We start from the raw sequence: 24482 nt of genomic DNA, 5'->3' as shown, positions 1-24482 counted from the left end.
ATTAGTGAACAAACATATCCATAAATTCACGTAATTCTAAAATTGCAGTATCAATATCGGTAGATAGCCATGTCGCATCAAAGATTCCAGCATAATAGTCTACGCGGTCTTGCGGTACAATTAATCGGATGGGACATTCCTCTTCTAGTAGTCGCCATGGAATAATCGGTACTTCTGCATCTAAAAAAGCAGCAATCGCACGAATATCAATGATCATTGCATTAATACAATCAGGAAAAGGCATGACGGAAAATTCATCTGTCCGACGTCTAAAATATTCTAAATCTTCCCACTTGAGTGTATAACTCAGTTTTGAAAATTCAATAATACCAATAAGATGTTGATCACGTGTATAGTGCAATGAACATTGGTGAGTGACGTCAGTGTCAAGCTCGAGCACTACACTTTGTTGACGATACGCCATATAACTGAATATGCTCTAACAAAGGGTGCATAATTATAGCTCAAATTCTTCTATCTGCTTAGTCTTTTAAATTCTGTCATTTAACTCAGCAAACGCGTGTTATCCTTTAGAGTACCAAGATCAAATATTATGCATAAATAATCATCAATTTTATGCTGTGTATAAAAACAATAATCAGCATTATAAATTTTTTAATCGTATTTGTGGGTGAACAATACAGATTATTTTATCGCGATGACAATCGTTTTGTTGTATTTGTGCAGTTAATCATTGCTTTAGGGTGTGTCGAAATATATGTTGGATAAAAATTAAACCGATCTTATCGATCTTAAAAAAAACCATACAACATTATGTATAAAAATATAGAGGTAAATATATGAATTATTATCTCACTGGAATTAATAGTAGTCGTTTTTCTGTTGCCTACTACTGGGAGCAATTACAGCCCATTCTAAGTGCTATTGTGATTTTAATTATTGGCTGGATTATTGCTTTATTAATTGCTGCTGCTGTAAGAAAAGTTTTACAAAAATTAGGAACCAATCATAAATTATCAAATGCAACTGGCCATCATTCAAATATTGAAGAAATTGTGGCCAAAGTTGTGTTCTGGATTATTTTAGTTATCGCCATTATTGGTGCACTAAATGTACTAAATCTGACCAGTGTGAGTGGTCCATTTAGTCGAATGATTGAGCAATTCCTGTTATTTATTCCTCAGTTAATTGCTGCGATCGCCATTGGTTTTATCGGCTGGATTATTGCGACCATTATTCGTGTTGGTAGTAAGCGATTGCTTGATCGTACTTCTTTAGACGAAAAACTCAATACTGAAGCGGGCGTCACCACGATTAGTCATCATATTAGTGATGTTATTTATTGGTTAGTTTTATTATTATTCTTACCGATCATTTTAGCTATTTTAGGTTTAGATGGGCTATTGGTGCCTGTTCAGAATATGGTTAATGTGGCTGTTTTATATTTACCGAATATTTTTATTGCCTGTGTAATTGTTTTTGTGGGTTATATTCTAGCCAAAATTGTGCGTGGTATTTTGGAAGGATTATTATCAAGCTTAAATATTCAACAGGGCATCGAGAAAATTGGTGTATGTAAAAATACCAATGTATCCAGATTAATTGGATCATTTGTCTTTGCTATTATTATCATTACCGCATTAATTATTGCATTTGAAGCGTTAGGCGTAAGTACAATTTCACAACCTGCAACAGCAATGTTGTTTGAAATTATGTATGCGATTCCACATATTATTGCGGCAGCATTAATCTTAATTATTGCCTATGTGATTTCTAAATTTGTGGCCAACTTAATTGTTGATATTATTGCGGGTACAGGTATTGATCAGGTTCCTGAAAAAGTGGGTATGCAACGCTTTTTAGGGCATTTAAAAATTTCCCAATTTATTGGCTGGTTGATTGTATTCTTTACTATGTTATTTGCTGTTTCAGAAGCAGCACATCGTTTAGGTTTTGAACAAATCAGTGGCTTAATTGCCATGTTTATTCAATTTGGTGGCAATATTATTTTGGGTGCCATTATTTTGGTGGTTGGTTTTTGGTTGGCTAATCTTGTTGCCAATGCAATTCAACGTGGAGAATATCAGCGTTCACGCTGGTTAGGAAATCTGGTTCGTGTGCTCATTATGGGCTTAGTGATTGCCATGGGCTTAAAAGCGATGGGAATTGCCGATTCAATTGTCAATTTAGCATTTGGTTTAACTTTAGGATCTGTTGCTGTTGCATTTGCATTAGCATTTGGTCTCGGTGGACGCCAACCTGCAGAGCGTGTATTGAATGATTTAATTCATAAAACTAAAGCTGATTCCAGTCAGCCAACAACGCCAACACAATCATCTGCTCCAATCGCGCTAAATCCTGCACAGCAGGATCAATCGAATCATGATGATAATCCTAATCACTAACTGTTAATTTATTAAATCGACCCAATCTGGGTCGATTTTTTTATTCAAAAGTACAGTGAAATAATGGTTGATGATGTTTAAACTTACCGTGATCAGAAATAGACTTAAACATATTGTGATGCAGCATATGCAGACGACCATGCCCACTGGAAATTAAATCCGCCCAAATGACCTGTTACATCTAAGACTTCACCAACGAAATAGAGTCCTTGTTGCTTTTGACTCTCCATGGTTTTTGAAGAAACTTCAGTGGTATCCACCCCGCCTAGTGTCACTTCAGCAGTTCGATAACCTTCAGTACCAGAAGGTTTTACTGAGAATGCATGTAATTTTTCGCTGAGTAGCAGCAATTTTTCATCACTGATTTGGCCAATTGCAGTTTCAGCCATTTCTGACCAGATTAAACTTTGTAGTTCAATCACAATGCTTTTGGGAAGTAATTCGCTAAGAACAGTACGTAGCAATACTTTAGGTTGACTATTTTTTTTATCTTTTAAATATGTATATAACTCTAAGTTTGGAAAAAAGTTAATCTGAAAATTTTCTCCATTCTGCCAGTAATTCGATAACTGTAAAGCACTTGGTCCACTTAAACCACGATGGGTAAATAAAAGCGCCTCAGTAAATGTTGCATTTGGGTGAGATAGGGTGACATCGATGGCATTACCACTGAGTTTACTGGTGGTCTCTTTAAAGTGATCTGAAAAGGTAAAAGGAACTAAGCCTGCACGAGTAGGATAAATATGATGACCAAACTGTTTGGCAATTTCATAACCAATACCTGATCCACCTAGGGTTGGAATCGATAATCCTCCAGAGGCCACGACCACTGATTCTGCCTGAAAATCGATTAAATTGGTCGCAATATGGAAGCCACCTTTTTGCAGTGCATTAACGCTTTTGACTTCACAATCAGTTTTAATGTCAACTCGGCCGGTTTTTTTGCATTCATTCAGCAGCATGGCTAAAATTTCTTTGGCACCATTTAAGGTAAACAATTGGCCATGCTTACGTTCTTCATACTCAATCCCATACTGACCAACCAAACCGATAAAGTCCCAATTACTATAGCGACTAAGTGCAGAGATAACAAAATGTGGATTATGTGAAATATAGTGATCTGCTTCAACATATAAATTGGTAAAATTACATTTACCGCCACCAGACATGAGAATTTTCTTACCCACTTTATTGGCTTTCTCAAGTACGATTACGCGACGTCCGCGCTGTGCAGCCATATAGGCTGTCATTAAACCTGAAGCGCCTGCGCCAATAATTAAAACATCGTACTGAGTTAAAGACATTTACACGCTTCCACATTTAAATCGAGGCATTATAGCGAATTTTATCTATAGGTGCAGAGATTACACCTTGGCAGTAAACTACATATTTATAATGTTTCACATATTATTTTTTATTTATAATTCAATATAAAATAATGATCTATAAAATGAGGATAACCATGCAGGCTGTAGATGAAGAAAAACTGAAAAATTATAATTTAATTACTTATGTTTTATATCTGGTTGGATTTTTAGTTGGAATCACCGGTTTGATTGCACTGATTATGAATTATGTTAAACGCAATGACATGCGTGGTACATGGTTAGAAAGTCATGTCGAATGGCAAATCAAAACGTTTTGGTGGTGTTTATTGGGCTACATTATTGGTAGCTTACTGATTTTTGTGTTGATTGGTTATCTGATTATTTTTGTGGTTATGGTCTGGCAAATTTATCGTTTGGTGATGGGTTTAAATAAACTGAATGCGGGTCAACCTATTGGTGTCGAATAAGTTCCATATGGCGTACTGGCAGGTGAAAAAATAGCTGATTAATCACCAATCAATCTTTTTAGATTCTGCAATAAGCTGATTTGAATGATGATCAGATCAATAAATAGCGTTGTCAGTACTAAAATAGTGAATTAAATTAAAATTAGAAATATTTTTTCTTCACTAGGATTTGGATTAAATTAAACTGAAAATGCGTCAGGGAGGTTGAGCTGTGGGCTACGTCCTTGCAGACCGCCACTATGAATAATTAACAGCTGATCATCATTGTTAAGCTGTCCTTGTTCAATTAAATCAAATACACCCATCAGCATTTTTCCAGTATAGACCTGTTCAAGCGGGATGGTATATTTGTCTTCAAATTCTCGAATAAACTTAAATAGCTGAGGTGTCGTTTTACCATATCCACCACAGCAATACGCATCTGTAATACGCCAGTGGGTTGCTTGGGTATATTGTTGTATATCTTGATTTAGAAAACATCCTTTTAGTGCTGAAAATCCTAAAATATAGTGCTGGGCCTGTGTAGCTTTGATCAAGCCTGTCATCGTTCCTCCTGTGCCGACGGCACAGCAAATGGTTTTAAACTGTTGTCGATCTGTATCAGTAAGAATTTCCTGACATCCTTGTATTGCTAATGTATTACAACCGCCTTCAGGAATAATATAAAAATCAGGATACTGTTGTTGTAATTGTTGTAGAAAAAGATGGTGATCTTTTTGTCGATACTGTGCTCTTGAAATAAAACAGAGTGCCATTCCTTGTCTAGATGCTTGTTGTAAGGTGGGATTCAGTGGGCGCTGTGCAAGTTCTTCGCCACGAATCATGCCTAGACTTTTAAGACCAAATAACTGTGCTGTATAAGCGATTGCTGCAATATGGTTGGAGTATGCTCCTCCAAAGCTCAGTATACCTTTATAGCCTAATTTTTTTGCGTGAATAATATTATATTTAAGTTTAAAAAATTTGTTCCCTGAAATATATGGATGAATGAGATCTAGGCGTTTTATGCTTAATTGTACATCACGATATTCAATCTGCTGATACGGTATATCGTGAGCAATATGATTAAAGTCTTGTTCGCTATTCAAAGAAATCATTCGGTTATGCCTAAGCCTTATTGCTGTTGACTAAATAGATACTCAGTTGATGATAGCAAAATGTTATAAAATTGCTAAAGTAATAGTTGAATATTTGATCGATATTGCTATGCTGAAAATAAGCAAAAAGAATTGCGGATCAACTGTAGATCATGTGCTAAATATACATGATCGCTAAAATGAAAAGATGCAAAGGAGGGGTGTCATGAATTATAAAATATCCTTCATATTGAGTATGTTGGTATTTACCAGCTTAACTGCATGTGATTCAAAGCAAAACTTTAACCAACCTCGTACAGAAACGATGCGAACCATGATTATTGGGGGTGTTCCTGTACATGATCGGGATTTTAAAATCAATCCTGCGCTGCCTTAATCAATCATCATTGCCATAAAATAACTGCCAGTAATTTTAAAATTATTGGCATTTTTATTGATTATTTTACTATGCTGGTGAGTATTCAATGCTTTGCTGCACCAGCATGATTTTAAATATTGCAGTCATAAAATGAAATTGCTAGTATCGCAACCACAGCGATAGATCAAGCTGAATGTTACCGATTTATAATAGGCTAACATTTAAGGTAAAAAAATACCCGCTATCATTTATTTTATGCCCAGTTATGATGAATAACTGATGATATTAATTGATATCTCTGGATGTACTTGAGATAACTAAACTGAGACGATGACTGTGGAATCATTTTGGATTTTATGCTCAATTGCATTTGCACTCATGTTGGGTGCGATGAGCCCTGGGCCAACTTCAATTTATGTGGCAAAAAATGCGATTGCAATTTCGCGTCAACATGGTCTATTTACTGCTTTAGGTACGGGAACTGGCGCGGCAGTTTTTGCTTTATTGGCTGTTTTAGGATTACAAGCATTATTATTGGCAGTACCTTCAGCCTATTTATTATTAAAAATTTGTGGTGGAATTTATTTATTATGGCTGGCTTATAAAATTATTAAGCATGCTAAGGCACCAATTGATGATGCAGGTTTGAGTGGCTCACAAATGTCATTAAGCCGTGCATTTGGTACGGGATTAGTCACACAGCTATCTAATCCTAAAATTGCGATTGTACTTGCCAGTATTTTTACAGCATTACTTCCTCAAGATATTCCATTATATTATTATTTTGTTTTGCCGTTATTATGTTTTTTTATTGATGCGGGTTGGTGTTCTTTACTGGCTGTTGCATTATCAGCAGAAAAGCCACGTCGTATTTATTTACAGTTTAAAGCTGTTTTTGATCGCACAGCAGGGGCTGTAATGACGCTATTGGGCTTAAAATTAATTTTTGGTGCCAAATAACAGATTAACACTAAATGCTTCATTACACATATTGTATGAATAAAAAAAGCCAGTTCACATTTTGAACTGGCTTTTTTTATTATGGTTTTACTGGCGCTTTATGATCTTTTTTTAGATCATGCTGTGCTGATGTCTGATGATCTTTTTTAATACCTGCTTTTGCTGGTGCTTGATGGTCTTTTTTTAGATCCGCTTTTATTGGTGCTTTATGGTCTTTTTTAAGGTCTGCTTTTGCAGGTGCTTGATGCTCCTTTTTGTTGTCATGTTTGATAGGCTCTTGAGCAGGTGCAGCCATTGTACTCATCGCAACAGTTGCGCTGATTAAACCCATTATTAAACCTGAAACTATTTTTTTCATCATTTTAATCTATCTTGATAAGGGACAGTTGTAGAATATTATTGCTTTATGAATTTTTGATGGAGATTGGATATTGATTTGATATAAATTCAGCTCTTTTTCTCATAAGGCAAGACTAGGGTGCATATTCCTGCGTAAATCTACCACCTATTCCTATTCGTATCCTACCACTCATTCTTATTCCGAGTCGGCTAGTCCGTAATAAAATGACGAAGCATAAAACATCGAGTAAACGAACATAAAAAACTAATCAAATTGTCAATTGATTAGAGGGTTAAAGAAATATGCAATATATGCCTGCTGTCTCTACTACTTTTGTTGAATTTAGTCTTCTAGAGGGTTTTGTTGCATAAAATATTAATTTTAGGATCTGTTGAGATTTCAGTATTCACCTCCCAATTAAAACGAACACTCAAATTTAAGACCTAGGAATACACCTAGAGTTAAGGAGTGTTTATGGAATGTATTGAAGTATTACATCAGTTCAACGTCGTAGATGTTATACAGGACAAGGAAAAGCACAGTTTGACACCATGACTAGAATATCCTTTGCTTGATAGATAGTCGTTCCATCAAAGGCTTTAATTAAAAATGAAAATGGTGCTGTATGATCACTGAATACAGGGTCAATGAGAATCCGTTTACCTACCAACTGGATATACTAGGCCGAATGTCCAAGCCAGATCAATACATCCTGATCTTTATTCAACGCATACAAATCTGTTTTTACACTTGGAATTTACTGATGGGGTTTAGTCTGTTGTTTTTCAGCCCAAAAATTATTCTAAAAATTTTAAGCGTACTTTCTCCCTCACGTAGCATCGGTATTGGTTCGGGATAAGCAAACTCATCATTGATATAATTGAACGATGCCCATTACAAGCACAGTCAGTGCAACTCTAATACCTTCTTTTCATGATGATTGGACAATCACCTCAATATCATTAAATAATAAGATCACTTTAAATTTTCCTGAAAAAATGCAGTCATTTTATCAAATGAAATCACATCTACTTTGTCATATAGGTCAGTGTGATTGGCATTAGGAATAATCATCAACTCTTTGGGTTCGGCTGCTGCTTCATAAGCGGTTTCACTAAAATAACGTGAATGGGCTTTTTCACCATGAATAAATAGAATCGGTCTAGGCGAAATTTCCTTGATATAGGTCAAAATCGGCATATTCATAAAAGAGATTGGTGTAGTCACTGTCCACGCATTACCAGAGTTTACTGCACGAGGGTGATAGCCTCGTGGTGTCATATAGTAATCATGGTAGTCCACCTGAAACTGTGCTTCACCACCATTTAACTTATTGTAAGATGGTTGATAAGCTGGAGTTCCATTTTTGGCATCTTTCCAGCGTTGCTGGCTGAGTTGTTCCAGTGTTGCAGTACGCTGTTCAGGTGTAACACTATCATTGTAACCTTTAGACATTACACGGGTCATATCGTACATGGTTGTGGTCACAACTGCTTTTACTCGTTTGTCGATTGCAGTTGCATTTAATGCCATACCGCCCCAACCACAGATTCCAATAATTCCGATTTTGTTCTGATCCACATTTGGCAAAAGACCAACAAAATCGACTGCTGCACTAAAATCTTCGGTATTAATATCTGGTGAAGCAACATTACGAGGTTCACCGCCACTTTCACCTGTATAAGACGGATCAAATGCTAAAGTGATAAAACCACGTTCTGCCATCGTTTGAGCATAGAGTCCTGATGATTGTTCTTTCACTGCACCAAACGGCCCACTGATCACGATTGCAGCCAGTTTACCTTTGGCATTTTTAGGGATATATAAGTCAGCAGCCAAGGTAATGCCGTAGCGATTTTTAAAGGTCACTTTTTTATGTTCAACTTTATCACTTTGAGTAAAAGTCTTGTCCCATTTGGTGGTGAGCTTTAAGTTCTGATCTGCCAATGCGATTTGGCTCATACTCAATGTTCCGAGACTTAGTGCCAAAATAGCAAAGATTTTTTTAAGAAAACTGGGTGGTGTTGCAAGTACGTGATGTGTCATTTTGTTCACTCCTGTGATTCTGAGGCATTTGAAATAGTGACTTTAACGGCATTTTTTTGACGAAACTGTGGTGGTAAATCATCAAATTTGCCAAGATAAATCAGACTATTGGCAACGCCATTAAAGTCTTTATAAAAAATAGCGAGATTGCCCCAAGGAGCATAATAGGTAATATCACCTGCTTTAGCTGGATGACCTTTTGGTGCATCTTGAGAGGTAAGTTTTTCAGGTAGATATGCAATTTTTTCAGATGATGCATAATCTGTTAGTTCTAATGTTAATGGAAGCTGTTTAAGAAAATCCTGTGTGGTAGGCGAATTTTTCAGAGTAACAAAAACAGGTTGATTTGAGCCTTCAATATCAAAACGAATATTCATGCTGGAAACCTCTTGCGAAGAATGTTGTTCTGTATTGGTTTTAGCCTCTGTACATGCACTGAGTCCAAAGGTTAAGACAAGTAGAGCTAAACGACTAATACCCGAAAAGCCATATTTAATTTTTTGCATCATGTTGTTATCCCGATCAGGTGGACAGTTGATTTTAAATATCCCTCTGAATCCACACTTGTTCGTTGAGATGGTTTGATGTTCAGTATAAAGGTGATGGTGGTTAAGGATTAGCCCCTAAAAACCGCATAGTCCTATGAGTTTCATTCATGAATGCAAAGCAAAAATAATTTTTAATTGGCATAAATCGCTTTATACAATCCTAATTAATGAATTCATCTCATAACTCTGTTCATAAAAAGGTACTTATTCAGGAGGTGTGATGCTTTTATCATAGCCATCTTATTTTTGTAGAGAAAATCTATGACACCTGCACATCAATCTTCTGAGATCGAACAGCAGCCTGCATATTGGAGTGGTGTATTTGCCATGACTTTATGTGTATTTGCTCTGATTGCTTCTGAATTTATGCCTATGAGTTTATTGACACCCATTGCCAGTGATTTAAGTGTCACTGAGGGGCTGGCAGGATATGGTATTGCGATTTCAGGTGTATTTGCCGTTATGACCAGTCTGTCGATTTCTCGTCTGGCAGGCGATATGAACCGTAAAACCTTACTGCTTTGGTTAACCGCCTTAATGGCGATTTCTAGTGCAGTGGTGGCACTTGCTCCAAATTACTGGGTCTATATATTTGGTCGGGTGTTGATTGGTGTTGTTGTCGGTGGTTTTTGGTCAATGTCCGCAGCAACCGCAATTCGTCTTGTACCGACCACATCTGTTCCTAAAGCCTTAGCTATTTTTAATAGTGGGAATGCTTTAGCGACTGTGGTTGCACTACCTCTAGGAAGTTATTTAGGTGCAATGATTGGCTGGCGTGGAGCTTTTTTTTGTTTAGTCCCCATTGCAATTTTAGCTTTTATTTGGCAATGGATTAGTTTGCCGTCATTAAAAAATCAAAGGTCTGTATCTAACTCATCAGGTGGCATATTCCAGTTATTAAGTCAGCGTATTGTACTAATTGGGATGTTGGCAACAGGCTTGCTCTTTATGGGGCAATTCTCACTCTATACCTATATTCGTCCATTTTTAGAAAAAGTAACACAGATCAATGTTTCCACTTTATCTTTTACTTTATTCGTCATTGGTATCATGGGTTTTGTTGGCACATTACTGATTAGTATTGTTTTAAAACGTCATTTTTACGGCACTTTAATTGCAATTCCACTACTTATGGCAGCGATTGCATTCACACTGATTGGCTTTGGTACATGGACAATTTTAGTCATTATCATGCTTGGTTTGTGGGGATTACTCGGAACGGCTGCACCTGTGGGATGGTGGAGTTGGATTGCTCAAACATTCCCAAACAATGCCGAAGCTGGCGGTGGTTTATTTGTGGCAATTGTACAGCTTTGTATCGCATTAGGTTCAATGCTTGGCGGTTTGTTATTTGACCATCATGGTTATCAGGCAACATTTTTTGTAAGTGCAGTTTTGTTAATTATTTCAGCGGTATTTACCTTATGGGTTTCCCGACTGAAAGTAGCCTAATACATGATGATATAAGGAGTAATTTATGCAATATACATATTTGGGACGTACAGGATTACAAGTCAGCCGTATTACACTGGGTACAATGAATTTTGGTGAGTTGACCAATGAAGCTGATAGTTTCAAAATTATGGATGAAGCTATAGATCAAGGAATTAATTTCTTTGATACCGCAGATGTGTATGGTGGCCCACAATCACCTGATATGGAAAAAGGTTTTGGGACATCAGAAGAGATCATTGGTCGCTGGTTAGCACAAGGTGGTCGCAGGGATAAAATTATTCTCGCCACTAAAGTTTATCAACCAATGGATACTGGTGTGAATGATCTTAGATTATCTGCGTATCACATCAAACGTGCCTGTGAAGCCAGTTTAAAGCGTTTAAAAACAGATCATATTGATATTTATCAAATGCACCATATTGATCGTCAGACTCCTTGGGAAGAAATCTGGCAAGCAATGGAGCAGTTGATTCGTGAGGGCAAAATTACTTATGTGGGTAGTAGTAATTTTGCAGGTTGGGATATTGCCACCGCTCAATGTAGTGCAAATGCTCGCCATCAACTTGGTTTGGTATCAGAACAAAGCCTATATAACCTGACCCAACGTAGTATTGAGCTGGAAGTCATCCCTGCATTACGTCATTTTGGTATTGGTTTAATTCCGTGGAGTCCAATTGGTATGGGTACATTAGGTGGTGTATTTGATGAGCTTCCACAAGGTAGCCGTAGAGCAACTGCAGGACTACAACAGCGAATCCAAGCACTTCGCCCACAACTTGAAGCCTATGAAAAACTGTGTGCTGAATTGGGTCAAAGACCAGCTTTAGTTGCATTGGCATGGTTACTTCATAATCCTGCTGTAACTTCTGTGATTAGTGGTGTTCGTACCGTAGAACAATTGCAGGAAAATATCAAAGCATTGGATATACAGCTTTCACTAGAAACACTGGCAAAACTTGATGAGATTTGGCCGCCTTGTGGAGAAGCACCACAAGCTTATGCTTGGTAAATAAAAACAGCCTGTTAAAGTTTCTAACAGGCTGTTTTTTTATGTGTTCTTAAATTAATCTTTTAAAGTTTTGCTATCAATCACAAAACGATATTTCACATCACCTTTAAGCATACGTTCATAGGCTGTATTAATTTCATCAGCACGGATTAACTCAATATCAGCCACAATGTTATGCTCGGCACAGAAGTCTAACATTTCCTGTGTCTCGGCAATGCTGCCGATCATTGAACCTGCAATCGAACGACGCTTACCAACGAGATTAAATACATTAGGTGATTGGTGTGGTGTTTCAGGCACACCGACTAAAGTTAATGTTCCATCACGTTTGAGCAAGGTTAAAAATGGATCAAGATTGTGAGATGAAGCTACCGTATTAATGATCAGATCAAAACTTTTTTGGTGAGCTGCCATTGCAGTTGCATCTTTAGAAATGACTACTTCATCTGCACCTAAAGAGAGAGCTTCCTGTTTTTTTGATTCAGATGTCGTAAAGGCTACAACATATGCCTCCATTGCATGAGCCAGTTTAATACCCATGTGTCCCAAGCCACCAATACCCACGACACCTACTTTTTTGCCTTTCCCTATATTCCAGTGACGTAATGGCGAGTAAGTCGTAATCCCTGCACACAGTAACGGAGCGACAGCAGCGAGTTGCTGTTCATCGTGCTTAATCTTTAATACATAGTTTTCATCTACTACGATATGTTGAGAATAACCACCTAATGTATAACCAGGTGCATCAGGTGTGGGAAAGTTATATGTACCGACCATATTGTCACAGTAGTTTTCAAGACCTTCTTCACAATCAGTACAGTGACGACAGCTATCTACAATACAGCCAACACCAACTAAATCACCAACATGAAACTTAGATACATGCTTTCCAACTTCGGTCACTCGTCCAACAATTTCATGGCCTGGCACACAAGGATACTGCGTACCATCCCATTCAGAACGGACTTGGTGAATATCAGAGTGGCAGACACCACAATAAGCAATATCAATTTTTACATCGTGATGCCCAACATGACGACGTTGAATGGTCAGTTTTTCTAAAGGATTCGTGGCAGCCGTTGCACCATAAGCATAAGTCATTTGAGTTGCCCCAAAGTAGTTGAGTTCTTTTGATTATAGAAGCTATATATAGGCTGAATAAGAGGAAAAATATGAATAGTGTTATGAATAACATTCATTAATAATCAAGGCTGCCTATAAAGGCAGCCTTGATATGAGTTAATAATAGTTAGCGATATACAGCAGGTTTATCACCCTCGGTATTTGGTTGGCTAATCCCTAAATTCTCACCAATATGTAGTTGTGGATTTTCTACAATCGTAGCAATAAAACGTCCAAGACTTGCACGGGAGGTTTCTGTACCCTTAAAAATTTCCCCTTTTTGTGTCAGTTCATATTCTTATCTGTAAGCCAGACAGGACGTAAAATCGTATATTGCAGTGAAGATTGTTCAATCACTTCTGCTGTTCTTAGGTTAATTGGACGAGTATAGCCAACCATGTGTTTATCCCAATCATTAAATGCTTCTGGCAACTCATCATAAATACCACCAGCACTAATGGCGATTAAGTGTTGTACTCGTAATTTCTGCATTACTTGAACAATATTTTCAGTTTTAACATCTAAGTCCATATCACCCATTGTACTAATAACAATATCTTGGCCTTGAATTGCATCTGTTAAGCTCTCTAAATTATTTGCATTTCCTTCAATCAAACGGACACATTTATCTTCTAATGTTTTTAATTCTTTGATATTGCGAGAGAATAGTGTTAGTTGTACATCAGCTTGCTCAAGTAGTCTAGGAATAATCTGTTGGGATGTATGACCACTTGCACCAATCACGATGACCTTTTTCATTAAAATCTATCCAGTAATTTATGTCTTGATCAGTATAGAAATAATAAAAAAGAAGAATAAGGTCTTAAAATAGAATAGAGTTATGAATACACTTCATTAATAACAGATCATGATCCAGATTAAATCGTCAATCATTGACAGGAGTGAATACCTTGATTAGCAGAGAAAATTATAATGATTTACATGCTTTTCTCATGGTCACAAGAGAAGGTAGTTTTACCAAGGCAGCAGGTAAACTTGGAGTTTCACAATCTGCCTTGAGTCATAGCATTCGTGGTCTGGAAGAACGTCTAGGGATATTATTACTGAATCGTACTACTCGTAGCGTATCACCCACCGAAGCAGGTGAACGACTAAGACAAACAATTAGTGCCAGTTTTGACCAAATTGATAATGAACTGACCTTACTTAATACCTTTCGGGATACGCCAGCAGGTAAGATAAAAATCAATGCCAGTAGTCATGCCATACAACATATCCTAATTCCTAAACTGACAAAAATTGCCCACCTTTATCCTGATGTCGAAGTGGAGTTTAGTGCCAACAGTGGCATGGTTGATATTGTTGCTGAGCATTTTGATGCAGGAGTCAGGTTTGGTAGCCGAGTCGCGGATGGTATGGTCGCTGTGAGAATTGGCGAAGATGTAAAAATGGCAGTTGTGGCAACACCTGATTATTTCCAACATTATGGTATCCCCAATGCTCCAAAAGATTTAGATCAATATCCCTGTATTGGATTCAGGTTAATGACTCAGGGGGGGATTTACGCATGGGAATTTGAAAAAGATAATCAGGGGTTTAAAGTTAAGATAAATGCTAAATGGGTATTTAATGAGAGCTTTGATATTGTCCACGCTGTTAAATCGGGTATGGGATTAGCATATATTCCAAAGGATATGGTCGAAAAAGAAATTCAACAAGGTGACTTAATTCAGGTTTTAGAAGAATATAGTATCCAGTTTTCAGGTTATCACCTTTATTACCCACATCGCAGACAGCAATCCTCGGCTTTAAAATTGGTGATTGATACTTTACGATTCTAAATCACAGGAAAGGAGCAGAGACTGTTCTAAATTTTGTGTATAGGCTTCTTCATTTAGAAATTATATTGCTGAAGAAGCCCCTAAGAACAGCTTTGTGCAACAAAGCCATTTAAAGAAAAAATAAAAAATTTAAGTTATTGATTTTTAGTAATTAATAAAATTTACCGTGTGATTTTATTATAACCTAATCTTTATCTATATTTTGGACAGGGCCTTCACTTGCCACATGTGCTGTTGATATCCAATCTGGCGATTGTTCTTTATATAAATGCGCCATATGTGTGCTTGGCTGTTTTTTCCAAATTTCCTCCCACCAGAATGAGGTTTGAACAGTACGAAGAATGGATAAAGGATGAACATAAAGCTTTCGGAGCGGAGGTTTGTCATTGCAGTTATAGCACCATGTATTTTAATGCGATTAGCTTATTTGATGAAATTGCCAATGCAATCACTTTAGGTGAAATCAAAGACTTCAAAAAAAAGTACGTACTGCAAAATTACTTATTATTGATGATTTTGGTTTGGGTGGATTTAATCAAGCATTAGCACCAGCTTTTCTTGAAATTATTGATAAGCAATCTCAGAGCGGTGGACTTTTAATTACAAGCCAAGTTCCTAAAAAATTATGGTTTGAGCAGTTTTAAGATCCTATCATTGCAGATGCAGTCATGGATCGGATTTTACATAGATCTTATGAGCTTGAGATTTTAGGCCGGTCGTACAGAGAGAAAATCTTTTCTCAAAAATAAAAGCTTATTTTTTTTTAATTTAAGTGGCCGACTTATCCAGTAATTTGCAACTAGGGTTGATTTTTAATTTATATTGAGAGGCAAATCGAGTTACATTAAGCAGGAGAGGTAAGTTTTAAATCATGGATGGATACTGTAATTTTAATGCCATGTTTTTAATCTCATGTTAATGATGAGTGTTCTATTAACACTCATCATCTTTATTGAATTTAACAGGTGATCAGATTTTGGTCTGACATCAGCATATGGAAGATGATACAAATGATCATCGCACACCAGTTTTATATTGATGTATGACAGTCATGATATTAATTGTATTATAAATATTCAACACTGACGATTTCGTATTCTACTTCACCTTGAGGTGTAGTAATTTTGACTTCATCACCTTCACTTTTACCTAATAACCCACGGGCAATCGGTGAGTTAACAGAAATTTTATTGATTTTAAAGTCAGCTTCATCATCACCAACGATTTTATAGGTTTTACGTTCTTCACTATCCAAGTTTTCAATGGTGACGGTCACACCAAAAACCACACGACCATTTTGTTCCAGTTTTTTAACTTCGATAACTTGGCATGCGCCTAGTTTACCTTCAATATCTTGGATACGTCCTTCACAGAAACCCTGTTGCTCACGTGCTGCATGGTATTCTGCATTTTCTTTTAAATCCCCATGTTCACGTGCTTCTGCAATAGCTGCAATAATACGTGGACGATCCACAGACTTAAGCTGTTGTAATTCTTTCTCTAAGGCTAATTTGCCTTCAGGTGTCATAGGATAACGTTGCATTGTTGTCCCTCTCGTTGCGTATAAAAATACAAGGTTTATAAAATGAAAAAATCCCGCCACCGATCAGGTGACGGGACCTATCGGAATGTGAATTAACCTTTGCTAAGATCTTGCAAGCGGTATACATCCATTGGTAATTTAATCGTTAAAGCTTGGCATACAGCATCTGCACCATTTAAGGTTGTGGTGTAATACACTTTACCTTGTAGTGCTGAGCGGCGAATAGAGAATGAATCCTCTTGTGCCTGTTTGCCTTCAGTTGTATTGATAATGAGGTGAACTTCACCATTTTTCAAGCGGTCAACAATATTTGGACGACCTTCTGTCACTTTATTGACACGCTCACATTCAATACCAGCATCTTTAATCACATCATAAGTACCGCCAGTCGCGATCACTTTAAAGCCTAAATCAACAAGTTGCTTAGCAATACCGACGGCACGTGGTTTATCTGAGTGACGTACGGAAATAAAGGCATGTTTGACTTCGCCTTCGGTTGGTTTACCTGGCAAGCGATCATTTGAGCCTAACACAGCTTTATAGAATGCCTCACCAAAAGTTTTGCCAACACCCATGACTTCACCTGTAGATTTCATCTCAGGGCCAAGGATTGGATCAACACCAGGGAATTTATTGAATGGGAAGACCGCTTCTTTGACAGAGAAATGCTCAGGAATAATTTCTTGAGTAAAGCCTTGTGATTCAAGAGATTGGCCTGCCATACAACGTGCAGCAACTTTAGCTAACGACTCACCAATACATTTAGAAACAAATGGTACGGTACGCGATGCACGTGGGTTCACTTCTAGAATATAGACGTCATTGCCTTTTACAGCAAATTGTACATTCATTAAACCAACAACACCGAGCTCTTTTGCCATCGCAACAGTTTGACGACGCATTTCGTCTTGAATGTCTTTAGATAAAGAATAAGGCGGAATTGAACATGCAGAGTCACCAGAGTGAATACCTGCTTGTTCGATGTGTTGCATAATACCGCCAATCACCACATCTTTACCATCAGAAACACAGTCAACATCAACTTCAATCGCATCATCAAGGAAGTGATCAAGTAGTACTGGTGCTTCATTTGATGCTTGAACAGCATCACGTAAATAGCGTTTGAGTTCGTCATCGTTATACACGATTTCCATCGCACGACCACCAAGAACATAAGATGGACGTACTACCAATGGATAACCCACTTTAGCTGCTTCAGCCATGCCTTCTTCAGCAGATTTAACAATGCTGTTGTTTGGTTGGCGAAGTTGTAAGCGTTGAATCATTTGCTGGAAACGTTCACGGTCTTCTGCACGGTCAATCGCATCAGGAGATGTACCGATAATTGGTGCGCCTGCTTCTTCTAAAGCACGTGCCAATTTAAGTGGTGTTTGACCGCCGTATTGTACAATAATACCTTTTGGTTTTTCTGTACGTACGATTTCTAATACATCTTCAAGAGTAATTGGCTCGAAGTATAAACGATCGGAAGTGTCATAGTCAGTTGAAACAGTTTCAGGGTTACAGTTAACCATGATGGTTTCATAACCGTCCTCACGCATTGCAAGAGCAGCGTGTACACAGCAATAATCAAACTCGATACCTTGACCAATACGGTTAGGACCACCACCAATGACCATGATTTTGTCACGATTAGATGGATTCGATTCACACTCTTCATCATAGGTTGAATACATATACGCAGTATCAGATTCAAACTCTGCTGCACACGTATCAACACGTTTATAAACAGGTGTAACGCCTAAGTTCCAACGATGTTTACGGAATTGCTTTTGTGAAATGCCCATTAAATTGGCAATACGAAGATCAGATAAACCTTTGCGTTTAAATGTACGAATATTATCGGCATTTAAATCACCAAAACCTAAGGTCTTAATTTGGTTTTCAGTCTTAACGATATCTTCAATTTGAATCAGGAACCAGCGATCAATTTTAGTGGCTTGAAAAACTTCTTCTAGACTAAAGCCATGACGGAATGCATCAGCGACATACCAAATACGCTCAGGACCAGGAACTTTAAGTTCAACCAAGATCTTTTCTTTTGCGCCTTCAGTACCGATTGCAATCTTTTCATCAAAACCACATGCACCAACTTCAAGACCACGTAGTGCTTTATTTACAGACTCTTGGAAGTTACGACCAATCGCCATCACCTCACCAACAGATTTCATCTGTGTGGTTAATACAGCATCTGCTTGTGGGAATTTTTCAAAGTTGAAACGTGGAATTTTAGTCACGACATAGTCGATTGACGGTTCAAAAGAAGCAGGGGTTACACCACCAGTGATGTCATTTTTTAATTCATCAAGGGTATAACCTACAGCGAGTTTGGCTGCAACTTTAGCAATTGGGAATCCTGTTGCTTTTGATGCCAATGCTGATGAACGAGAAACACGAGGATTCATTTCGATCACAACCATACGGCCTGTATTTGGACAAATACCAAACTGTACGTTAGATCCACCAGTTTCAACACCAATTTCACGTAATACTGCTAAAGAAGCGTTACGCATTAACTGATATTCTTTGTCTGTCAATGTTTGTGCTGGTGCCACTGTGATAGAGTCACCGGTATGTACACCCATTGGATCAAAGTTTTCAATCGCACATACGATAATACAGTTGTCGTTTTTATCACGTACAACTTCCATTTCGTATTCTTTCCAACCAATTAAAGATTCATCAATCAATAATTGGTGGGTTGGAGAAAGATCAAAACCGCGTTCACAGATTTCAATAAATTCTTCTTTATTATAGGCAATACCACCGCCTGAACCACCCATAGTAAATGACGGGCGGATAATGACAGGGAAACCAAAGCGTGCTTGAATTTCAAGCGCTTGTTCCATGCTCTCGGCAATATCTGCTTTTGGACATTCAAGACCAATTTTGCGCATCGCAATATCGAATAGTTTACGATCTTCTGCTTTTTCAATGGCGTCTTTGGTCGCACCAATCAGCTCAACATTGTATTTTTTTAAAATACCATTGGCATCCAGTGCAAGCGCACAGTTCAGCGCTGTTTGACCACCCATGGTTGGTAACACAGCATCTGGACGTTCTTTTTCAATGATTTGTGCAACAGTTTGCCAAGTAATTGGCTCGATATAGGTTGCATCAGCCATTGCCGGATCAGTCATGATGGTCGCTGGATTAGAGTTGACCAAAATAACACGATAACCTTCTTCACGAAGTGCTTTACATGCTTGAGCACCAGAGTAGTCAAACTCACAGGCTTGACCGATAACAATAGGACCAGCACCAATAATTAAGATGCTTTTAATATCCGTACGTTTTGGCATTTTTGCTCCTTAATTACTTCTTAGCTGCTTCAATAAGTTCGATAAAATGATCGAACAACGGCGCACAATCATGTGGACCAGGACTGGCTTCAGGATGGCCCTGGAAGCTAAATGCTGGTTTATCAGTACGATGAATCCCTTGCAAGGTTTGATCGAATAATGATGTGTGAGTCGCTTTGAGATGTGCAGGCAATGTCTCTGCATCAACTGCGAAACCGTGGTTTTGTGAAGTAATCATCACTGTACCATCTTCAAGATTTTGTACAGGATGGTTGGCACCATGATGACCATGCGGCATTTTCACAGTTTTAGCACCAGATGCAAGGGCAAGAATTTGATGACCTAAACAGATACCAAACACAGGAATATTACGTGCATCTTCTACAATAGTTTTGACTGCTTCAATCGCATAGTCACATGCAGCAGGATCGCCAGGACCATTAGATAAGAACACACCATCTGGATTTAAAGCCAATACTTTTTCTGCTGGTGTTTGTGCAGGAACGACAGTCAATTTACAACCGCGGTCTGCAAGCATACGTAAGATGTTGGTTTTGACACCGTAATCGTATGCAACAACATGGTATTTAAGTTCAGGTTGAGAAAAGCCTTTACCCAGCGCCCATGAACCTTCTGTCCATTCGAAACCAGTTGGATCACAGCATTCTTTTGCCAGATCTAAACCGTTTAAGCCACCGAATGCACGTGCTTTTTCTAATGCTTGTTCTTCAGTAATATTTTCGCCAGCAAGGATACAACCATTTTGTGCACCTTTGTCGCGTAAAATTCGGGTTAATTTACGCGTATCAATGTCAGCAATTGCCACAACATTATGATGTTTTAAGTATTCAGCTAAGGATTGTGTGGATCGGAAATTACTGTGTAATAGCGGGAGATCACGAATAATTAAACCGTTCGCCCATACTTTATGAATTCGACCAGATTCCGCGTCTTCATCATTACAACCCGTATTCCCAATATGTGGGTAAGTTAATGTCACCAGTTGTTGTGCATAACTCGGATCAGTCAAAATTTCTTGATAGCCAGTCATGGCAGTATTAAAAACGACTTCACCAGTCGTACTACCCGATGCACCAATAGACGTTCCTTTAAAGATCGTACCATCGGCAAGGGCTAAAATTGCTGGGGTGCTCAAACCAAAGCTCCTGAAATTTAGGCTGTAAAAAAGCGAGAAGACGAAAAAAAAGGAAGGTTATTATTTAAACCCACCCTCCTTGTGTCTGCTCGCTTGAACTTAACATTGCATTATACGCATATAAGCATAAAAAGTCCACGAAGTTTGTGTTAAATATGTAAGATAAATGACTTGCAATTTTGAAAAAAAATCTATTTTTAATTTAAATGATAAATTTAAGAAGATTATAATTATGAATCAAATCATAAATTAAAATTTATCGAAAACAGAGTACACTATACAGCGCTGGCTATGCTTTGCAGAATTTTTTTGACTAATTGAAAATAAATAAGCACGAAAAAACGCTATTTTCTTCAGCCAATATTTTACAGAATATCAGCAAGTTTAATGTGCATTTCGATCGCCTTAAATCTATTTGATTTTAGCTGGTGGTATAACGTTAAGAAAAGATTAATCTAGCGGTTATATGTTAGATTAACTCATCAATTGACCCATCGAATAATTTACGTTATAGGGGATATATGATGTTGATGTGGAATTATTTTTTTTTAAAAAATACTGAGGAATAAGTGTGTTTAAATCGTTCTTTCCCAATCCTAAATGGTTTTTTAGCTCATTATTATTATGGTGTTGCTTAAATATGGCACTGTGGTATTCCGGTGGACACAATTGGGGCGCATATATTGGTTTAACCGCAGTAAGTAGTGAGCAGTTGCCCATTAATGTAACACGTTTCTGGTCACCTAACTTTTTATGGTTTTATCTATGGTTTTTGATGGCGACTACGATTTTTGCACTTGGCTGGCGATTAAAAACCAATCATCCTTGGCAAAATTGGTCGATTTGGGGTTCTGCTTTTATTTTATTTAATATTTGGTTTGGCGTGCAAGTCAATGTGGTGATTAATGCATGGTACAACCCATTTTATGACTTAATTCAAAAAATGCTCAGTAATGGTGGTGGAAATGTTCATTTACTTTATGCTGAAACATTAACCTTTCTTTATATTGCCATGATTGCCGTGACCATTGCGGTATTTAATTTATTTTTTGTCAGTCATTATATCTTTCGTTGGCGTACGGCAATGAATGATTTTTATACTGCACGATGGGCAAAATTACGTCATATTGAAGGTGCATCACAACGTATTCAGGAAGATACGATGCGTTTTGCCAGAACAGTAGAAGGATTGGGCGTGAATTTAGTAGAAGCACTTATGGTATTAATTGCCTTTCTACCTGTTTTAGTTCAATTATCAGTTCATGTTCAGCGTTTACCTGTCGTGGGAGAATTGTCGTATGCGTTAGTCTGGGCAGCAGTTGTCTGGGCCATTTTGGGTACAGTCGTATTAATGACGGTTGGTTATAAACTCCCTGGATTGGAGTTTAATAATCAAAAAGTAGAAGCGGCTTATCGTAAAGAACTGGTTTATGGTGAGGATTATGAGACACGTGCTGAACCATTAAAACTACAGGAATTATTTGCTCAAGTTCGTGTGAATTATTTTAGATTATATTTTCATTATGCTTATTTTAATTTAGTGCGTATTTGGTATATGCAGCTCGATAACTTATTTGGCTTATTTATGCTTTTTCCAAGTATTGCAGCTGGAACCATTACTTTGGGTTTAATGATGCAAATTTTGAATGTCTTTGGTAAAGTTCGAGAATCATTTCAATATCTGATTTCATCATGGACCACGATTATTGAATTATTATCGATTTATAAACGTTTAAAAGCATTTGAATCTATTTTAGATGATAAGTAGTATAAAAATAGATCAACGTTATCGCGCAATACATGCTATTTTTTAGTCTATAGAATGTATGTGGGTAATGGGTGTACAAGGTGAAAGAAGCAATAATATCAGCGTTGCGTTTAGGTCAACAGCCCTATAAGCGTTTTTGTATGATGTTATGGATGGTGATATCGTTATTGTTATTGACCAGTCAGTTGACACGCGCCAGTGACAGTGTAGATCAATTAAGTCAGTGTCTATTAACGTCAACAACAGCAGCAGATAAAAGTATTGTATTACAATGGACTTTTGTTGCATTGTCAGCACATCCAGATTTACAGGCGTATAGTCAGGTGACAACTGAACAGCGTGATCGTTTGGATCAAAATCTTGCTCAAGTTTTGCAACGTATTTTATTAGAGCAATGTGCGAATGAAACCAAGACCGTCATTCAAAATGATGGCATACAGGCAGTAGGCAGTAGTTTTCAGGCACTAGGGCAGGAGACGGGTGCGCAAATTTTAAAAACACCTGAAATTAAAGAACAATATAAAGGCGTATTACGTTATCTGGATTGGGGTAAATTAACCACCACGTTTTTAACACCGCAGTTATTCCAAAAAATAGGTATTATTCGCTAATATGCGCAGTGTTAGATCGAGACGACGAGTCACTTATATACAGCTCCTTGCCTGAATCCAATGAGGCATGGCGCTCTCTTTAGGTGACGCAATCGTTAAAATTATTCTAAAAAAAGACCTTAAATTAAGGTCTTTTTTTATGGAAAGTAATGATCTTTAATCTTATTCTAAAACTAGACGTGCATTTTGTGCTTGAACAGGACGGTTGTTAGGGTGTTCCATTAGACTAGAAAAAGCTTTAATTTGCTCAGGAGACGCCTGTTGTATTTCTTTAAGGACAATCCAGCGTACACCTTCAGAACATGGTGGTGTGGTTAAAGAACCATTAAAACGATAGTAGTCGAGTGTTTTAGGCAGAAATGCACTTGCAAGATCTGTCTGTTTAAGTGCAGTGACATCTCCTGCTGTTTTAGGGAGTTGTTGCCAAAGTTGTTTCAGTTTTTTATTTTCTTGACCTTCTTTAAACATGACTGCAACAACGGTTAACTCACCGTCTTTGCTTGCATGTACCAAGTGCATTTCCATCGGATAAGATTGGCCATGCAGCAGATTTTCGCTTGGGCTATGTAAATGAAATTGTTTAAGTTCAAACTGTTTATGGTCTAAAGATAAAAAATTGCCTTCGTTGAAATTAATTTGTACCGTGCGCGCATTGTTGATAATGCTTTTACTGGAGGTAGAATAATTAAATTTCAATGGAGGCAATTTTGCATCAACTGTTTGATCGATATTAATTGGGGATTGGTTAAGTCCTGAACATGCTGCATATTTGGGATTAATCTCAGCCCAATGCGTCGGTGCCTGTTGACCGCTATAGCCCCAATCTAAATTAGCGCCAGCAAAAATTGCTTGTGACGCAAAGAGCGTCATCACGATAACTGCTTTAAATTTCATGTTGATTTTAACCTAATAGTAAATGTAACAATATATTGTGTAAAAGTTAAATGGGCAGTGCAAAAAAAATGCAGCATAAATCATCAGCTGAACGGGAGTTAAAAAACTTTCTTATTTATATGCTGATTTTTTATACAAATAAATACTATCAAAGATTAAATAAAATAAAGTATTTATAGTGACAGACTGATGAAATTAATGATCAAATTGATCATAGGCTCATGATAGAGTTTAAATCACTGCCCATGATCAGCGCTGATGATGAGTATTGTATAACTAGATAGTTGCG

The 24482-nt window shown here is 37.5% G+C and carries 22 protein-coding genes and 1 pseudogene; 11 read left to right on the top strand and 12 right to left on the bottom strand.

Annotated elements, in window-relative coordinates:
- Window position 1: 1 nt before the first annotated feature.
- The gene (locus tag QSG86_RS15605) at window positions 2-424 is read right to left on the bottom strand and encodes a hypothetical protein (RefSeq protein ID WP_317032339.1); all 423 of its coding nucleotides are present in this window, start codon (window positions 422-424) and stop codon (window positions 2-4) included.
- 376 nt (window positions 425-800) lie between these two features.
- Between QSG86_RS15605 and QSG86_RS15600 the strand changes: the two genes are divergently transcribed.
- Window positions 801-2366, top strand: coding sequence for a mechanosensitive ion channel (locus tag QSG86_RS15600; RefSeq protein WP_317032338.1), 1566 nt, complete (start codon window positions 801-803; stop codon window positions 2364-2366).
- A gap of 104 nt (window positions 2367-2470) precedes the next feature.
- Here QSG86_RS15600 and QSG86_RS15595 read toward each other — a convergent pair whose 3' ends face one another.
- Window positions 2471-3670: an NAD(P)/FAD-dependent oxidoreductase gene (locus QSG86_RS15595; protein ID WP_317032337.1), complete on the bottom strand. Its 1200-nt coding sequence runs from the start codon at window positions 3668-3670 to the stop codon at window positions 2471-2473.
- Window positions 3671-3816: 146 nt separating this feature from the next.
- Here QSG86_RS15595 and QSG86_RS15590 point away from each other — a divergent pair, with 146 nt between their 5' ends.
- Complete coding sequence (locus QSG86_RS15590; RefSeq protein WP_317033354.1) at window positions 3817-4161, top strand: hypothetical protein; 345 nt, start codon at window positions 3817-3819, stop codon at window positions 4159-4161.
- Window positions 4162-4340: 179 nt separating this feature from the next.
- Here the strand turns inward: QSG86_RS15590 and QSG86_RS15585 are convergent, their stop codons facing one another.
- Window positions 4341-5258 (bottom strand): 1-aminocyclopropane-1-carboxylate deaminase/D-cysteine desulfhydrase, encoded by a 918-nt coding sequence (locus QSG86_RS15585; RefSeq protein WP_317032335.1) that lies wholly within the window; start codon window positions 5256-5258, stop codon window positions 4341-4343.
- Window positions 5259-5463: 205 nt separating this feature from the next.
- Between QSG86_RS15585 and QSG86_RS15580 the strand changes: the two genes are divergently transcribed.
- On the top strand, window positions 5464-5634 hold the full coding sequence (locus QSG86_RS15580) for an NF038215 family lipoprotein (protein WP_317032334.1): 171 nt from the start codon (window positions 5464-5466) through the stop codon (window positions 5632-5634).
- 318 nt (window positions 5635-5952) lie between these two features.
- Window positions 5953-6576 carry a LysE family translocator gene (locus tag QSG86_RS15575; RefSeq protein WP_317032333.1) on the top strand — a complete coding sequence of 208 codons (624 nt, stop codon included), beginning with the start codon at window positions 5953-5955 and terminating at the stop codon, window positions 6574-6576.
- A gap of 79 nt (window positions 6577-6655) precedes the next feature.
- On the opposite strand, the gene QSG86_RS15570 is transcribed toward QSG86_RS15575, so the two are convergent.
- From QSG86_RS15570 to QSG86_RS15560, 3 genes are all read right to left on the bottom strand, one after another.
- The gene (locus tag QSG86_RS15570; RefSeq protein WP_317032332.1) at window positions 6656-6907 is read right to left on the bottom strand and encodes a hypothetical protein; all 252 of its coding nucleotides are present in this window, start codon (window positions 6905-6907) and stop codon (window positions 6656-6658) included.
- Window positions 6908-7891: 984 nt separating this feature from the next.
- Complete coding sequence (locus QSG86_RS15565) at window positions 7892-8962, bottom strand: alpha/beta hydrolase (RefSeq protein WP_317032331.1); 1071 nt, start codon at window positions 8960-8962, stop codon at window positions 7892-7894.
- Between the two features lie 5 nt (window positions 8963-8967).
- Window positions 8968-9471 carry a cyclophilin-like fold protein gene (locus QSG86_RS15560; RefSeq protein ID WP_317032330.1) on the bottom strand — a complete coding sequence of 168 codons (504 nt, stop codon included), beginning with the start codon at window positions 9469-9471 and terminating at the stop codon, window positions 8968-8970.
- A 300-nt stretch (window positions 9472-9771) separates the two neighbouring features.
- Here QSG86_RS15560 and QSG86_RS15555 point away from each other — a divergent pair, with 300 nt between their 5' ends.
- Together QSG86_RS15555 and QSG86_RS15550 are read left to right on the top strand one after the other, a co-directional pair.
- On the top strand, window positions 9772-10962 hold the full coding sequence (locus tag QSG86_RS15555) for an MFS transporter (RefSeq protein ID WP_317032329.1): 1191 nt from the start codon (window positions 9772-9774) through the stop codon (window positions 10960-10962).
- A 25-nt stretch (window positions 10963-10987) separates the two neighbouring features.
- Window positions 10988-11974 (top strand): aldo/keto reductase, encoded by a 987-nt coding sequence (locus QSG86_RS15550; protein ID WP_317032328.1) that lies wholly within the window; start codon window positions 10988-10990, stop codon window positions 11972-11974.
- A gap of 54 nt (window positions 11975-12028) precedes the next feature.
- Here QSG86_RS15550 and QSG86_RS15545 read toward each other — a convergent pair whose 3' ends face one another.
- Both QSG86_RS15545 and QSG86_RS15540 read right to left on the bottom strand, forming a co-directional pair.
- On the bottom strand, window positions 12029-13075 hold the full coding sequence (locus QSG86_RS15545; protein ID WP_317032327.1) for an NAD(P)-dependent alcohol dehydrogenase: 1047 nt from the start codon (window positions 13073-13075) through the stop codon (window positions 12029-12031).
- Between the two features lie 306 nt (window positions 13076-13381).
- A complete protein-coding gene (locus QSG86_RS15540) occupies window positions 13382-13855 on the bottom strand; it encodes an NAD(P)H-binding protein (RefSeq protein ID WP_317032326.1) in 474 nt (157 codons plus the stop codon).
- Window positions 13856-14007: 152 nt separating this feature from the next.
- On the opposite strand from QSG86_RS15540, the gene QSG86_RS15535 reads away from it, so the two are divergent.
- The 3 genes and pseudogenes from QSG86_RS15535 (at window position 14008) to QSG86_RS15525 (ending at window position 15647) form a co-directional block, all read left to right on the top strand.
- Window positions 14008-14898, top strand: a complete 891-nt coding sequence (locus QSG86_RS15535; protein WP_317032325.1) for a LysR family transcriptional regulator — start codon at window positions 14008-14010, stop codon at window positions 14896-14898.
- Window positions 14899-15117: 219 nt separating this feature from the next.
- The gene (locus QSG86_RS15530; RefSeq protein WP_317032324.1) at window positions 15118-15444 is read left to right on the top strand and encodes a hypothetical protein; all 327 of its coding nucleotides are present in this window, start codon (window positions 15118-15120) and stop codon (window positions 15442-15444) included.
- Window positions 15420-15647: pseudogene (locus QSG86_RS15525) on the top strand (ATP-binding protein). The gene QSG86_RS15530 and the pseudogene QSG86_RS15525 overlap by 25 nt, the downstream one beginning before the upstream one ends.
- Window positions 15648-15964: 317 nt before the next feature.
- On the opposite strand, the gene greA reads toward QSG86_RS15525, so the two are convergent.
- From greA to carA, 3 genes are all read right to left on the bottom strand, one after another.
- Window positions 15965-16441 carry a transcription elongation factor GreA gene (gene greA / locus QSG86_RS15520; protein ID WP_317032323.1) on the bottom strand — a complete coding sequence of 159 codons (477 nt, stop codon included), beginning with the start codon at window positions 16439-16441 and terminating at the stop codon, window positions 15965-15967.
- Between the two features lie 92 nt (window positions 16442-16533).
- On the bottom strand, window positions 16534-19764 hold the full coding sequence (gene carB / locus QSG86_RS15515; RefSeq protein ID WP_317032322.1) for a carbamoyl-phosphate synthase large subunit: 3231 nt from the start codon (window positions 19762-19764) through the stop codon (window positions 16534-16536).
- Between the two features lie 13 nt (window positions 19765-19777).
- Complete coding sequence (gene carA / locus QSG86_RS15510; RefSeq protein ID WP_317032321.1) at window positions 19778-20920, bottom strand: glutamine-hydrolyzing carbamoyl-phosphate synthase small subunit; 1143 nt, start codon at window positions 20918-20920, stop codon at window positions 19778-19780.
- A 571-nt stretch (window positions 20921-21491) separates the two neighbouring features.
- On the opposite strand from carA, the gene sbmA reads away from it, so the two are divergent.
- Complete coding sequence (sbmA, locus tag QSG86_RS15505) at window positions 21492-22688, top strand: peptide antibiotic transporter SbmA (RefSeq protein WP_317032320.1); 1197 nt, start codon at window positions 21492-21494, stop codon at window positions 22686-22688.
- Window positions 22689-22828: 140 nt separating this feature from the next.
- A complete protein-coding gene (locus QSG86_RS15500) occupies window positions 22829-23299 on the top strand; it encodes a hypothetical protein (protein WP_410487502.1) in 471 nt (156 codons plus the stop codon).
- Between the two features lie 162 nt (window positions 23300-23461).
- On the opposite strand, the gene QSG86_RS15495 is transcribed toward QSG86_RS15500, so the two are convergent.
- Window positions 23462-24193, bottom strand: a complete 732-nt coding sequence (locus QSG86_RS15495) for a carbonic anhydrase family protein (protein WP_317032319.1) — start codon at window positions 24191-24193, stop codon at window positions 23462-23464.
- Window positions 24194-24482 lie beyond the last annotated feature (289 nt).

Source organism: Acinetobacter sp. SAAs474, from assembly GCF_032823475.1.
Taxonomy (GTDB): Bacteria; Pseudomonadota; Gammaproteobacteria; order Pseudomonadales; family Moraxellaceae; genus Acinetobacter.
This window is presented reverse-complemented; position numbering and strand designations above follow the sequence as displayed.

Coding starts and splice junctions, on each gene's coding strand:
- QSG86_RS15565 (WP_317032331.1), bottom strand. CDS start 8,962: ATGACACATCACGTACTTGCAACACCACCCAGTTTTCTTAAAAAAATC.
- QSG86_RS15590 (WP_317033354.1), top strand. CDS start 3,817: ATGAGGATAACCATGCAGGCTGTAGATGAAGAAAAACTGAAAAATTAT.
- QSG86_RS15560 (WP_317032330.1), bottom strand. CDS start 9,471: ATGATGCAAAAAATTAAATATGGCTTTTCGGGTATTAGTCGTTTAGCT.
- QSG86_RS15605 (WP_317032339.1), bottom strand. CDS start 424: ATGGCGTATCGTCAACAAAGTGTAGTGCTCGAGCTTGACACTGACGTC.
- QSG86_RS15545 (WP_317032327.1), bottom strand. CDS start 13,075: ATGACTTATGCTTATGGTGCAACGGCTGCCACGAATCCTTTAGAAAAA.
- QSG86_RS15570 (WP_317032332.1), bottom strand. CDS start 6,907: ATGGGTTTAATCAGCGCAACTGTTGCGATGAGTACAATGGCTGCACCT.
- QSG86_RS15540 (WP_317032326.1), bottom strand. CDS start 13,855: ATGAAAAAGGTCATCGTGATTGGTGCAAGTGGTCATACATCCCAACAG.
- greA (WP_317032323.1), bottom strand. CDS start 16,441: ATGCAACGTTATCCTATGACACCTGAAGGCAAATTAGCCTTAGAGAAA.
- QSG86_RS15495 (WP_317032319.1), bottom strand. CDS start 24,193: ATGAAATTTAAAGCAGTTATCGTGATGACGCTCTTTGCGTCACAAGCA.
- QSG86_RS15550 (WP_317032328.1), top strand. CDS start 10,988: ATGCAATATACATATTTGGGACGTACAGGATTACAAGTCAGCCGTATT.
- QSG86_RS15580 (WP_317032334.1), top strand. CDS start 5,464: ATGAATTATAAAATATCCTTCATATTGAGTATGTTGGTATTTACCAGC.
- QSG86_RS15595 (WP_317032337.1), bottom strand. CDS start 3,670: ATGTCTTTAACTCAGTACGATGTTTTAATTATTGGCGCAGGCGCTTCA.
- carB (WP_317032322.1), bottom strand. CDS start 19,764: ATGCCAAAACGTACGGATATTAAAAGCATCTTAATTATTGGTGCTGGT.
- QSG86_RS15555 (WP_317032329.1), top strand. CDS start 9,772: ATGACACCTGCACATCAATCTTCTGAGATCGAACAGCAGCCTGCATAT.
- QSG86_RS15600 (WP_317032338.1), top strand. CDS start 801: ATGAATTATTATCTCACTGGAATTAATAGTAGTCGTTTTTCTGTTGCC.
- QSG86_RS15585 (WP_317032335.1), bottom strand. CDS start 5,258: ATGATTTCTTTGAATAGCGAACAAGACTTTAATCATATTGCTCACGAT.
- QSG86_RS15500 (WP_410487502.1), top strand. CDS start 22,829: ATGATGTTATGGATGGTGATATCGTTATTGTTATTGACCAGTCAGTTG.